Raw genomic sequence first — 13,424 nt, 5'->3', positions numbered from 1 at the left:
TTCTTTATTGTGCTAACAATGTTTGTAATTTCTTATTGGTGATTTCTAGTTGCTTAATTAAGGAATCATCAATATCGAATGATAGTAGTTCGTTAATTTGAGCTTGAATTTCTAATTCTAATTGTTTTAAATTTGTTTCAGCTATTTCAGCCATTGTCGTCACTGAATCATTTAATGCTTCTCTAAAGTCAGCAATATCGGATGTTAATAAGTTTGTTGTTGCAACAGTTATGTCTTCTTGCAACGTTTGTTGCGTATTGGCTTCTAATAGTTTTCTTTTAGTTAAAGATTTCGGTAACGCAGCTAACATATCTTGTAACTCTATTCTTAAATATGGATGGTCAGTTTTTATATGAGTCAAATCGATTTCTGGTGAAATGAAAACATGTAACTGTTCTAATGATTGCTGTATAGGTGCAACTTCTTGATTAAACTGCTCTATAAAGTGTTTTTTGATACGTTCAAATAATAGTGTTTGTTCCAAATAGAAACGTTGATGTATTTGATTTAAATAAATTTTTGTCGCATGTGTTTTTGCTTCATTAAAGTTTTTATTTTTAGTCATTTGACTATTGTAAACTGATTTCACTTCATCTTTAAGTTGTAATTTTAACCGTTCATTTAAATGGTAAATTTGGTCTTCTACTTCATTATCTGTACGTTGTTCTGTATTTTGAATGATGTTGTGTGGTAAGACCGCTGTATCTTTTAATTGCGTTAATTTTTGTGTTCGTTGTTCAATTTGAGCTTTGTTGTTTTTAAATTCTTCTATAAGTTCAGTGTATGCTTGTGAGACATGAGTTAATCGTTGTAACATCTGTTGTTGTAAAATATGCTTAGATTCGACTAAGGCAAAGTGTGAAATATCATCGCGTAATTTTTGCATTGATGTGTCATCATCTTGTAATGCCTGCCTGCTAGACACTGGATAGATTTTTGATGCCAAATTAACTTGTGCTAAAGCATGATCTACGTATTCGAACACTGCTGATAAATCTTCGTCTGATTCAGCCAAATCAGTAGCATTAATAATCATTTTAAATGCTTGATTTGAGTTAAGTTGATTCATTTCTTTCATATGCTCGATGAATTTTTTATCATTATCTGTGAATGCATGATTAAAGTAACTTACATACAAAATTAAATCTGAAGATGTTAATACTTTCTCAGTTTCATTAGTATGTCTTTGGTTATTAGAATGTAAACCTAAAGAATCTACAATAATTTTATTTTTTAACCATTCTAACGGCAATTTTAAATGTACTGTATTAACGAAGGCTGCATATTCATCAACGGCGCTCCACTTACGAATTTCATCACTTTCTATTTGATGAACTAAACCAGAAGCGGTTTTAGCTTTATAAGCATCGTAATGATTTTCTAGTGCGTGGACAAATGCGAGTTGGTTTTTCTCTAATTGATGTTTTAATTTTTCGATATCAGTATTAAAAAATTCAGAGAATGATTGAAATGACGTTGCATTAATTTCAAACATATTATTAAGTTCTTCTAATAACTGCTCTTCCGATTTAAGTGTTATCGCACTGTCATGTCCATAAGATATTTCTGTCATTGCAGCAGTTGTTGGATTAGGTGAACTAATCAAGTACTGCTTACCTAGTAGTGCATTAATTAAACTACTTTTGCCGGCACTAAAAGTACCGAAGACCCCTATTTTAACTATTTTTTGCTCCATGCGTTCAACAGTTGATTGGATATCTTGTTTCGTTTGATCAAACATTGGTACATCACTGATTAACTTTAAGCCTTCTAATATTTTATCGCTTTGATCATCGGTTTCAACTTGAGACATTGAAGCATCATGCTGTGCATTGTTTGATAAATTTTGTTCTTGTTGTGGTGTAAATGTAATTTTTGTTCGATCGATTAATTTATCTAAAGAATCATCAATGTGAATATAATAATGACGGTAGTTTTTAGTTTCTAATGATTCCCTTAAATTTCTAAGCTCCATAAATTTTTCATAATCATTGTAATCATCTACTTCATCCGAACCAATATCTTGTGCTTTGGATAATTTGATCGCTTTGTCGAAAAGCGGTTCGGTTTCTTTTTTAATATGTTGCTGTATCGTTTGTATAATTTCATCACAAAATGTAAGTACATACTGATTACTAATATTAATTTGTGGTTTATATAAATCACTAATCATACTCGCAGTTATATCATAGTGCTGATTAAGTATTGCCTCATTTACCGAGGTTGAATTAATAAATCTTGTTAAGAAAGACATATCTTCTCTTAATGGTTGGCGAATTTGTTGATTGACTTTATCTTGTAAATTAGAAATCACTACGGATAATCTTTTATCTTGCTCTTCTTCAGTTTTTTTACGTTTATTAAATAGTCCACCAACTTTAAAATTCTTAGTTCGACTTTCAAGATAGTTACGAATTAATTCACGCATATCATGTGTCATAATATATGCATTATCTAAAATATCTTTACGTTTGTGCGCTAAAAAGTCATAAAGTTTCTCTGGATTATTTAATAATTGAGCTTCCTCGCTTACTTGTTGATGTTGTTGGAAGTTTAAATATGCTTGATCAAAATCCTCTTCGTCAATCGCTAGTTGTTCTAAAATATCATGTATTTCATGTTGGATATATGATAACTGTTCATCAGTAATAAACTTAACTATTCGATCTACATAAGTATCTAATGCTTCACGGTTATTGTCTTGTTCAACGAGAAAATCAGATAATTGTGAGATTTCATTATGTGGATTGTCGAATTTAGAAACGTAAAAGATTTTTTCTATATCAAGTTGCCAGTCCGCAAGCGATTTATTTATTCTATCTTGGAATGTTTCGAAGGCTAATTCTTCATCGTTATGTTTATCTACTTGGTTGATTACAAAGACAACAGGAATACCAGCTTGATTCAGTTGTTTCATAAATTGAAAATTCAATGCCGATTGAACATGATTATAATCTACCGTATAAAAAATAATGTTACTAGTATACATAAATTGTTCTGTACTCGTTTGGTGTGTAGAAACATTAGAATCAACGCCAGGCGTATCTTGCAAAGTAAACCCTTTGTTAAATTTCGTTGATGGAAACTTAATTTCTACAGATTCTACATCAATATTGGCTTTGTTCATAGCTTTTACTTCGTCGTAAGTAGTCAGCTCTGTGTACTGTTGATTACTTAAATTAGCAATGATACCTTCACGCTCATCGACAGAAACAATGGCTGTATTACTTGTTGTAGGTACGGGTGAACTTGGCAAAATTTGCTGTTCAAGCAATAAGTTAATTAATGTTGATTTACCTGCAGAAAAGTGCCCAACAAATGTTGTTGTAAATTGATTAAGATACACTTTTTTAATCACTTGATTAATAATATGTGTTAAACGTTCATTTTTAGATTTTGCTACTTCCTTTTTTAATTTATATAAAATGTCGAGTTGCTGTGTGTTTGACATTATTTGCAATCCCCTTTTTAACCTGTTTAATTATCTTCATTGTATAACAAATTACTGTTTGTCAAAAGACAGTGATAACATTATTTTTAATAAACTGTATAAATTTAGTACATACGTCTTATGTATAAGAAAACCTATAATAACTATCCTGTTAAATTGATAGTATTATAGGTTTCATACTTTATATTGTGTTTATGCCCAAGCTGGTTTATCGCCATCCGTATTAGGTTTATTAATACCAATACTTTGTCGTAAATATAAGTTCGGATCTTTTGCGATATTTACTGCTACTTCTGCTACACTTTTGCGTGATACTTCAGTCCCTTTAAATTTTTCTGCTTTGTCTGTAATTTCATAGTCAACTTCGTTTTTCTCAGTTAACCATGCAGGGCGTAATAATGTGTAGTCTAAAGAAGAAGTTTCTATCGTATGAGCAGCTTGTTTATAAATGGACAGTTTATCACCAATTTTTGCTGCACTCCATTCCCCAAAATTGCCTGGGACTTCGTCGTGTATCCCTAGTGCAGTTACAAATATAAGTCTTTTAACTGTGCTAACTTCCATTGCTTGAACGATAGTTTGAGCTTCTTTGTCTAATTCACCTGATAAGCTAGCAAAAACAATATCAACATCTTCCATCGCATGTGTAACATCATCTATATTAGTAGCGTCGCCTTCTCTGACCCTTATACGATCTGACGCATAATCAGGTAAGCGGTTGGCATCTCGTAAAAATAATCGTAAAGTATAATTTGTGTTTTCTAAAAAAGAGTTTATAGCTGCCTTGGATACTGCACCATTGGCACCTATAATTAATACTCTGCTCATATAATCACTCCAATTGTTTTAAATTTTTGTTTATCAATAGCAATGTTTCAGTACTTAAAAGTTAGCAAATATTTATTTATAACAATGATTGTTTGTTAAGACTTATTCGAGTTTTGTTACTTTATCTCTACCATAATACAGTTAACCGCTTAAGGCTAGTAATAAACGCATAAAAATTACACTTATTGTACGTTTATAATTTGATAGTCAGAGGATAACAAAATAAAAAGTTACTTAACTATCGACTACACAAGTAGTAAATGTTAAATAACTTTTTAATCAAAGTTATTAATAATAATACAAGTCAGCTGTTAATTAACAACTGGGTTTTTTGATTTCTTGATTTTTAAATATTGTGAAATGCTATAGACAATAATACCTAACCAGATAAATACAAATGTGATTAGTTGGTCGACATCAAATGGTTCTTTAAATACAAAAATACCTAAAATAAACATAAGTGTAGGACCGACGTATTGTATAAAACCTGTAAGAGATAATGGTATACGTTTTGCTCCAGCTGAAAAGAGAATAAGTGGCACTGCAGTTACAGCCCCTGAAAAAATAAGCCATAACGATGAACTATTTATTCCAAATGACATTTGCTGTTGTTGCCATATATACCATAAATAAATAAACCCAGCTGGTGCTGTTACAATACATTCTATAGTAATACTACTGATGGCATCAATGGGTACTAATTTTTTGATTAGACCATAAATTCCAAATGAAAAAGCTAGCAATAAAGAAACAAATGGAAATTCACCGATTTTAATAGTCATATATAAAACACCAATAAAAGCTAAAATTATTGCTAACCATTCAAATTTATTAAAACGTTCTTTTAAAAAGATGAGCGCAAGTAATATGCTAACTATTGGATTGATATAATAACCTAAACTGGATTGTAGTACATGACCATTAGTTACAGCCCAGATGAATGTTCCCCAGTTTATGGTAATAACATACCCTGCGACTATAATGGCTATGAGTTTGATTGGGCTACCTATTAAGCTTTTTAAATCACGTACAAAGGCCTGCCTATTCTTACCAATAAGTACTATAAAGACCATGAAAATCATTGAAAATATAATTCTAAATGCAAGGATTTCAAAGGCACCAAAGCCTTGAATAAGTTCCCAATATAAAGGTAAAATCCCCCATAAAATATATGCACCGAAGGCAAAAATTATTCCGCGTTTAAATTCGTTATTCATCTCTATCTACCCCCGGTATGTTTTGTGTTAAGACTTCTTTGGAGTTTTCTCTCCCCAATATTGATAATAGGTACATTCGATATAGCCATTAAAGAGCTTACGTCGTTTTGTTGCTTTTTTATCTACTAAGTACTCGAATTCTTTGTTACTTGTTAAAATATATGTGGATAATTGTGCATGTTGTTTCATTAATATGCCAATATATTTATACATTTCTTCTACTTCTTCACGATCCCCTATACGTTCTCCATAAGGTGGATTACCAATGAGCGCAATTGCTCTATTCGCTTCAACGGTTAATGTATTTACATCTTTAACGCTAAACTTAATAATATCGCCTAAACCTACTTCGTCAGCGTTACGTTTAGCAATTTCAACCATGTCAGGATCAATGTCGGATGCAAGTACTTCTACTTCACGATCATAATCAGCAGCTTGATCTGCTTCGTCACGCATTTGATTGTATAAATCGTTTGGCATAATGTCCCATGATTCCGAAACGAAGTCTCTATTAAATCCTGGTGCGATATTTTGTGCTATTAAACACGCTTCAATTGCGATAGTACCTGACCCGCAAAATGGATCGATAAGTGGTGTGTCTCCGGTCCAGTTCGCTAATTTAATTAAACTTGCCGCTAAAGTTTCTTTTATCGGTGCTTCACCTTGAGCTAAACGATAGCCTCGTTTGTTTAATCCAGAACCAGAAGTATCAATTGTCAGTAATGCTTTATCTTTTAATATAGACACTTCGATAGGATACTTAGCTCCTATTTCACTTAACCAACCTCGTGTTTGATATGCAACTTTCAAACGCTCAACAATTGCCTTTTTGACAATTGCTTGGCAATCAGGAACGCTATAAAGTACAGATTTCACACTTTTACCTTGAACAGGAAAATTACCATCTTCTGCTATGATTGCTTCCCACGGTAATGCTTTTGTTTGTTCGAATAAATTATCGAATGTTGTTGCAGTAAACTCTCCTACTACAATCTTTACTCGGTCTGCAGTTCGTAACCATAGATTACATTTCACAATAGCTGTTTCATCGCCCTCGAAAAATATCTTACCGTTTTCAACTGTTGTTTCGTAACCTAAATCTTGTATTTCTTTAGCTACAATGGATTCTAATCCCATAGGACATACAGCTAGTAGTTTATACATGTTTTTGCTCCTTCACTCAAATATATAGTTATATCGTATCAAAAGTTTATTTAAATAGATATAAGTTGATATGTATCTTTAAATTTAATAAAAATAAGAAAAAGCTCTCCGTGTTAGGAGAGCTTTGGAACTAGGGATGATGCTTTTATAAGCCATGTTCTGTACCGTTGTACTCATAACGTGTACTAGTTACACTGGTACGTCGGTGGTAACCATCTGTCTACACATCTTTTTCTCGCAAAAGTATGTCTCGTTTATACGTTGAATTCCGCTAAACAAGTGCTCCTACCAAATTTGGATTGCTCACTCGAGGGGTTTACCGCGTTCCACCTTTTATATTTCTATAAAAGCTACGTCACTGTGGCACTTTCAAACTAATTTAACCATATTTTATAAACTTAGGTTATTTCGTTGCCGTCAACTTAATGCCTTGACTTATTGTTTCATCAAGCACGAACACTACAATCATCTCAGATTGTGTGAGCATGGACTTTCCTCTATATCACTATAGCGATTACCCAAAACACCATCTGAATGATTATATCATTTTATAGAAATATAAACAAATAAAAAAAGTAAGTTTTGAGAAAATCAAAACTTACTTATTATGTACAAAAAACAGGCACGTATTAGTAACGGTTATTTACCAAATACGGCTTTTTCTAAATTAGATATACGTTTCAAAATATCAACATTGTTGTTATTGTTGCTACTATTTGAAGAAAAGTTTTTATTTTCTTGTGGTCTTGATGTGGCAACACGTAATCTTAATTCTTCTAGTTCTTTTTTTAATTTGCTATTTTCTTCTGATAACTTCACGACTTCACTATCAAGGTCTGCCATTTTTTGATAATCTGCAATAATATCATCTAAAAAGGCATCTACTTCTTCCCTTCTATAACCACGTGTCATTGTTTTTTCGAAGTCTTTTTCGTAAATATCTTTTGCTGATAATTTTAATGAAACATCTGCCATATTATTCTCCACCTCATTCGAAACTTTGTTCTTGAGACCATTGTATGTCATTAATGAATTCAGTTAATTCATCGAATGTTACTATGTCACAAGTATAGTTTGTTTTTTCCATAAATTCAACTAACATTAGCTTGAAATATTTTGGGCTACCTTCTTGTTCTTCATCATAAATTAGTAAGCTTTGGTCACTATGGTCTAACATAAATTGATCTGTTTGTTTAAATTGATAAGGACTCTGATACGTCGTATGGAACACGCTATCGACAAAATCGGCATGTTGCTCAATGTAACGGTATTTGTTTTGATTAAGCTCATTCCATTTATCTGTATGGCCATAGAATGGTGTTATTATACCCAATTTTAAGTCGGGATAATCTTCTTTTAATGAAATTACTACTTCTGCAGCCCATAATTCAATACCAAGTTGGCCTTGTATTAATACCCATTCTAAGCCTTCGTCAATCAATTGAGTTAATTTATGCGAGATAAACTTTTTCAAATAGCTTACTTCCGGTGCGTCATCTTTAAAAATATTGAGTTCAAATGATTTATAACCTGTAACATATATTGTTTTCATCATAAATTAACACCATTGTCTTGAATATAACTCAAATCGTAATGTACAGCTTTTAATTTTTCTGTGAAAAGTTTACGACTAGTTCTTTTGAAATGACATTCAACCGAAAGCTCTTCAATGTTAGACACTAAGATATCAAATTTCATTTTATTCATATATGGTAATGCTAAAATATGAGGCTCATAACTCTTCAGCACAGCAATATGTTGATCGACCAAATCAGTGAATGGTTTAACAATTTCATAAAAATCGAATAGTTCTCCTGCTTTAGCTTTTTTGTATTGCTCTTCCATATGTTGCACATCATGGATTAGTTGTTGTATAAATTGCGGCATGAGAATACCTCCTACTCAATAAACTTACCATAAAATGATTTTATAGTCATTGATAATGTTGTGTATAAAAATAACCTCTACAACCAGTTAAATTGGTTACATTTATTGTTTAATTCAAGAAAGAGCGTTAAAATGTATTTGGTGTATTTATGATGTAATAAATACACTATTTTGTTTTCGCAATTTGGATTTATTACACTTCATCATGTATAATGAATGAAGTTTTGAAATTAAAACTAAAGTGGTGAAAACAATGAATTATCCAAATGGAAAACCATTTAAAGTAAATAAGGCTCAAGTCGGAAGAACTGGGACACTGAAATCTAGTAAAATTGATTATGGTGGCCGAGGGATGTCACTTGAAAATGATATTGAACATTCAAACAGTTATTATTTAAAACATGGGATGGCTGTCATACATAAAAAGCCTACCCCTGTGCAAATTGTTAATGTTCATTATCCTCAACGAAGTAAAGCTGTAATTAATGAAGCTTATTTTCGTACGCCTTCAACAACTGATTATAATGGACTTTATCAAGGTCATTATATTGACTTTGAAGCAAAAGAAACTAAAAACAAAACATCTTTTCCATTAAGTAACATTCACGAACATCAAGTTACACATATGGATGCATGTTATCAACATCAAGGTATTGTTTTTTTGTTAATTCGTTTTAAATCTTTAGATGAGGTGTATCTTTTACCTTATGCTAAATTCCAAAAATTTTGGAAAAGATTTAAAAATGACGGTAAAAAGTCGATAACGGTTGAAGAATTGAGAAAAAATGGTTACTATATTCCTTATCAGTATCAACCACGATTGAATTATCTCAAAGCAGTTGATAAGTTGATATTAGATGAAAGTGAGGACCGCGTATGACAGAAAAGAAAAGGACTACCGAAGAAAAGAATGGTCAGTCCGAAGGAAAACAGAATAGGAATATTAAGCGAACGATTATTAAAATCATCGGGTTTATAATTATCGCCTTTATCGTATTAGCATTGGTTGGAATTTTATTATTTGCTTACTATGCTTGGAAAGCACCAGCATTTAATGAAGCCAAACTACAGGATCCAATGCCTGCTAAAATTTACGATAAAGATGGTGAATTAGTTAAAACTTTGGATAATGGTCAACGTCGTGCACATGTCGACTTAGAAGATGTGCCAGAAAATATGAAAAATGCAGTATTGGCAACTGAAGATAGTCGATTTTATGATCACGGTGCATTAGATTATAAACGTTTGTTTGGTGCAGTACTTAAAAACTTTACAGGTGGTTTTGGTTCTCAAGGTGCCTCAACATTAACACAACAAGTTGTTAAACGATCATTCTTGACCGACCAAAAGTCAATTGCTCGTAAAGCGCAAGAAGCATACTTATCGTATCGTTTAGAGCAAGAGTATAGTAAGGATGAAATTTTCCAAATATACTTAAATAAGATTTATTACTCTGACGGTGTATATGGTGTTAAGGCTGCTGCTAAGTATTATTTCGATAAGGACTTGAAAGATCTTAACCTAGCGGAATCAGCTTATTTAGCAGGTTTACCACAAGTACCAAATACTTATAATGTTTACGACCATCCAAAACAAGCTGAATCAAGAAAAGATACTGTGTTGTATTTAATGGAACATCATAATAAGATTTCTAAGGAAGAAAAAGAAGAAGCACAGAAAACATCATTACAAGATAACTTAGTACAACGTTCAGCTGAAGATAGAGAAGTAAGTGATGAAAGCAAGAATCCGGAATATGATTCTTACATCAACTTTGTTAAATCAGAACTTATGAACAACCCAGAATTTAAAGACAAAGACTTAGCTTCTGTATTAAATAGTGGTGTTAAAATTTATACGAATATGGATAAAGATGTCCAATCAACTTTACAAGATCGTATAAATAATGGAAGTTATTATAAAAACGACGATCAACAAGTTGGTTCTTCAATCGTTGATAGTGAAAATGGTAGTTTAGTTGCTATTTCTGGTGGACGTGATTATAAAGATGTCGTTGACAGAAACCAAGCAACGGATGCACACCCTACTGGTTCTTCATTAAAACCATTCTTGGCATATGGTCCAGCCATAGAAAATATGAATTGGGCAACAAACCATGCAATCCAAGATGAAGAGTCTTACCAAGTAGACGGTGTTACATTTAGAAACTATGATACTGAAAGTCACGGTGAAGTTAAGTTATATGATGCTTTAAGACAAAGTTTCAATATTCCAGCATTAAAAGCTTGGGAATCAACAAAAGAAAATGCAGGTAATGATGCACCGAAGAAATTCGCTGAAAAAGTCGGTTTAGAGTATGAAGCTGATTTAGGACCTTCAGAAGTACTTGGTGGTTCAGCATCTGAGTTCTCACCTACACAACTTGCTTCTGCATTTGCTGCCATTGCAAATGGTGGTGAATATAACAACGCACATTCAATTAAAAAAGTTGTTAAAGAAGATGGTGAAACAATAGAATTTGACCATTCAAGTAATAAAGCGATGAAAGATTCTACTGCTTATATGCTTGCAGAAGTACTAAAAGGTACTTTCGAACCTTATGGTTCTGCATATGGACATAAAGTAGATGGAGTGAATATGGGAGCAAAAACTGGTACTGGTACGTACGGTGCACAAACATATCAACAATACAACTTACCTGACGATGCAGCGAAAGATGTATGGATAAATGGCTTTACACCTAAGTACAGTATGTCAGTGTGGATGGGCTTCAGTGAAGTTAAACAAGGTGGTACAAACTCCTTCGTTGGTCATGAAGAACAAGAATACCCACAATTCTTATTTGAAGATGTTATGAGTGATATTGCACCTAGAGATGGCGAAGACTTCTCTAAACCTGATTCAGTTAATGGCAGCGAGCCAGACGACTTATCAGTTGACGGTCATAAGGATGACAATACGACAGATAAAGATCCTAAAGGCCAAGGTAGCAGTAGTAGCAGTGATGATGATGACTCATCATCAAGTAATAGTTCAAGCAGTAGCTCAAACAGTAGTAGCACTTCAAACAACTCTGGTACAAGCAATAATGCAACTACGACAAATAGAAGTGGTACCACTACTCAACAAAATCAACAAAGTCAACAAGCAGTTGCTAACTAAGCAACATTAATAAAAAGCTCCAATCTCAACTATTTGAGATTGGAGTTTTTTTGTCTTATTTGATAAGCAGCGTTCATTTTAATTAACTCTGTTTTTAAAGTTTTCATTTGTCTATAGCCCATAAAATGATGCTTACGAGCAAGAATATATTCATAGCGCTCTTGGAAGTTCATAGGTACAACATTTAAACTATCTAATGTATTAAAATCAATTTCTTCAATTTCGTTGATTTGTTTAAAGTAATCAACAATTAATTGTAAATATTGATCGAGATACTCTTGTGCTTCGGTAGTTTTTAGTTGTTTTTGTTGTGCATAGACATCGATTTTTTGTTCTAATTCTATAAATGTTTCTTTCGTAATCATTAATCACCCTTCTTTCAAGGCTGCTTTATAACGCTTTTGCCCTTCTCGACAATCAGAAAATAACGGACAGACATCACATTTAGGACTGCGCGCTAAACAATGATAGCGTCCAAAAAATATAAGCTGGTGATGTGTTTTATTCCATCTTTCTCTAGGAACAATACTACATAATTTGTCTTCTACTTGTCTGACGTTATCTTTCCAACGACAAATGCCTAAGCGTTTAGAAATTCTTTCTACATGTGTGTCTACTGCTAATGATGGCTCACCAAAAGCAACACTCATAACGACATTAGCTGTTTTTCTTCCTACTCCTGCTAAACTTTCTAATTCTTTGTGCGTTTGTGGGATTTCACCATTAAACTTTTCTAATAAAGAATGACATAATTTTTGGATATTTTTAGCCTTATTACGATAAAGGCCAATAGTTCTAATGTCATTTTCTAACTCTGTTAGTTCTACTGATAAGTAATCTTCTGGTGTCTTATATTTTTTGAATAGTGAGCGTGTAATTTTATTTACTGATATGTCAGTAGTCTGTGCAGATAATAAGACGGCGATAGTAAGTTCAAATGGATTATCATGGATTAATTCACATTCAGCATTAGGAAACATATCAGCAATTGTGTCGACCATTGCTAATGCTTTTTTATTACTTATCATTGGGTGTACCTCCATTTAGCCAATCAAATTTTGGAATATCTTTGACCGTTTGTTTCATTTTTGGTTGGTTATATTGTCTGCTAATTTGTTTAGAATCTTCTATGGTTTTAACATTGTGTTTTTTCCAATTTAATAAAATTCTATCTAAATATTTAAAGTTTAATTTATCTTGGCTCATTGCCTCATCAAGGGCAGCTTGAATAACTGTTAAATCATGTTGATCAACGTCAATCCATTGATTTAAAGTTTCCATTTCATAAGGTGAAAGTGGTCTACCAAATGCTTGTTCAATTTGTTGGAATAATGTATTAAAAGCAAGTTCATCTGTATCATTCTGGATAGCGATCGTCTCTTGTTCTAGAATTTGACTGAGTTTTTCATAAAATTGCTCTAAATCCATATACTCTGTGAATTTGCCTTCTTCATTTTTGTGTACTTCAAGTGATAGTAAATCACGTTGAATTAAATTTTGAATCACCGCAGTAATTTGTCGTGCTTCTAATGAAGTCCCCTGTTGTAATGATTCTATAGGGGGTTGTTTATTTGAAGTTTCAGCAGCGTATAATAATTTTATTAAAATGACTAATTCAGTTTCATTGATACCTAATTCATTATAATGATCCAGTAATTCTTTTCTAATTACGACAGGTCGTTGTTGCAATTGTCTTTTATTCATTTAGTTACACGCCTCCTTTTATAACATAAACAACTATGAAAAAAGTCCAG

At 32.4% G+C, this 13,424-nt stretch carries 12 protein-coding genes and 1 other RNA gene; 2 read left to right on the top strand and 11 right to left on the bottom strand.

Annotated elements, in window-relative coordinates; all coding sequences use genetic code 11:
- Window positions 1-4: 4 nt before the first annotated feature.
- From MUA37_RS06945 to MUA37_RS06910, 8 genes are all read right to left on the bottom strand, one after another.
- Complete coding sequence (locus MUA37_RS06945; RefSeq protein WP_262624399.1) at window positions 5-3,451, bottom strand: dynamin family protein; 3,447 nt, start codon at window positions 3,449-3,451, stop codon at window positions 5-7.
- A 192-nt stretch (window positions 3,452-3,643) separates the two neighbouring features.
- The gene (locus tag MUA37_RS06940; protein ID WP_021458784.1) at window positions 3,644-4,279 is read right to left on the bottom strand and encodes an NAD(P)H-binding protein; all 636 of its coding nucleotides are present in this window, start codon (window positions 4,277-4,279) and stop codon (window positions 3,644-3,646) included.
- Window positions 4,280-4,590: 311 nt separating this feature from the next.
- The gene (rarD, locus tag MUA37_RS06935) at window positions 4,591-5,496 is read right to left on the bottom strand and encodes an EamA family transporter RarD (protein ID WP_002511160.1); all 906 of its coding nucleotides are present in this window, start codon (window positions 5,494-5,496) and stop codon (window positions 4,591-4,593) included.
- Window positions 5,497-5,523: 27 nt separating this feature from the next.
- Window positions 5,524-6,660, bottom strand: coding sequence for a THUMP domain-containing class I SAM-dependent RNA methyltransferase (locus MUA37_RS06930; protein ID WP_262624398.1), 1,137 nt, complete (start codon window positions 6,658-6,660; stop codon window positions 5,524-5,526).
- 143 nt (window positions 6,661-6,803) lie between these two features.
- Window positions 6,804-7,186: RNase P RNA component class B (rnpB, locus tag MUA37_RS06925), an RNA gene on the bottom strand.
- 113 nt (window positions 7,187-7,299) lie between these two features.
- Window positions 7,300-7,635, bottom strand: coding sequence for a cell division regulator GpsB (gene gpsB, locus MUA37_RS06920; protein ID WP_002511162.1), 336 nt, complete (start codon window positions 7,633-7,635; stop codon window positions 7,300-7,302).
- A 13-nt stretch (window positions 7,636-7,648) separates the two neighbouring features.
- Window positions 7,649-8,215, bottom strand: coding sequence for an SLOG family protein (locus MUA37_RS06915; protein WP_262624397.1), 567 nt, complete (start codon window positions 8,213-8,215; stop codon window positions 7,649-7,651).
- Window positions 8,212-8,547, bottom strand: a complete 336-nt coding sequence (locus MUA37_RS06910; RefSeq protein WP_002511164.1) for a DUF1798 family protein — start codon at window positions 8,545-8,547, stop codon at window positions 8,212-8,214. Before MUA37_RS06910 ends, MUA37_RS06915 begins: the two co-directional genes overlap by 4 nt.
- 253 nt (window positions 8,548-8,800) lie before the next feature.
- Here MUA37_RS06910 and recU point away from each other — a divergent pair, with 253 nt between their 5' ends.
- Window positions 8,801-9,427 carry a Holliday junction resolvase RecU gene (gene recU, locus MUA37_RS06905; protein WP_002511165.1) on the top strand — a complete coding sequence of 209 codons (627 nt, stop codon included), beginning with the start codon at window positions 8,801-8,803 and terminating at the stop codon, window positions 9,425-9,427.
- A complete protein-coding gene (locus MUA37_RS06900; protein ID WP_002511166.1) occupies window positions 9,424-11,670 on the top strand; it encodes a transglycosylase domain-containing protein in 2,247 nt (748 codons plus the stop codon). Before recU ends, MUA37_RS06900 begins: the two co-directional genes overlap by 4 nt.
- Window positions 11,671-11,699: 29 nt before the next feature.
- Here the strand turns inward: MUA37_RS06900 and MUA37_RS06895 are convergent, their stop codons facing one another.
- The 3 genes from MUA37_RS06895 to MUA37_RS06885 are packed head-to-tail and all read right to left on the bottom strand — an operon-like array spanning window position 11,700 to window position 13,374.
- Window positions 11,700-12,035 carry a YpoC family protein gene (locus MUA37_RS06895; RefSeq protein ID WP_002511167.1) on the bottom strand — a complete coding sequence of 112 codons (336 nt, stop codon included), beginning with the start codon at window positions 12,033-12,035 and terminating at the stop codon, window positions 11,700-11,702.
- A gap of 3 nt (window positions 12,036-12,038) precedes the next feature.
- Window positions 12,039-12,698, bottom strand: a complete 660-nt coding sequence (gene nth / locus MUA37_RS06890) for an endonuclease III (RefSeq protein ID WP_002511168.1) — start codon at window positions 12,696-12,698, stop codon at window positions 12,039-12,041.
- Complete coding sequence (locus MUA37_RS06885) at window positions 12,688-13,374, bottom strand: DnaD domain-containing protein (RefSeq protein ID WP_021458776.1); 687 nt, start codon at window positions 13,372-13,374, stop codon at window positions 12,688-12,690. The genes nth and MUA37_RS06885 overlap by 11 nt, the downstream gene beginning before the upstream one ends.
- Window positions 13,375-13,424 lie beyond the last annotated feature (50 nt).

Origin of the sequence: Staphylococcus arlettae, from assembly GCF_025560845.1 — a bacterium.
In the GTDB taxonomy this organism is placed as follows: domain Bacteria; phylum Bacillota; class Bacilli; order Staphylococcales; family Staphylococcaceae; genus Staphylococcus; species Staphylococcus arlettae.
This window is presented reverse-complemented; position numbering and strand designations above follow the sequence as displayed.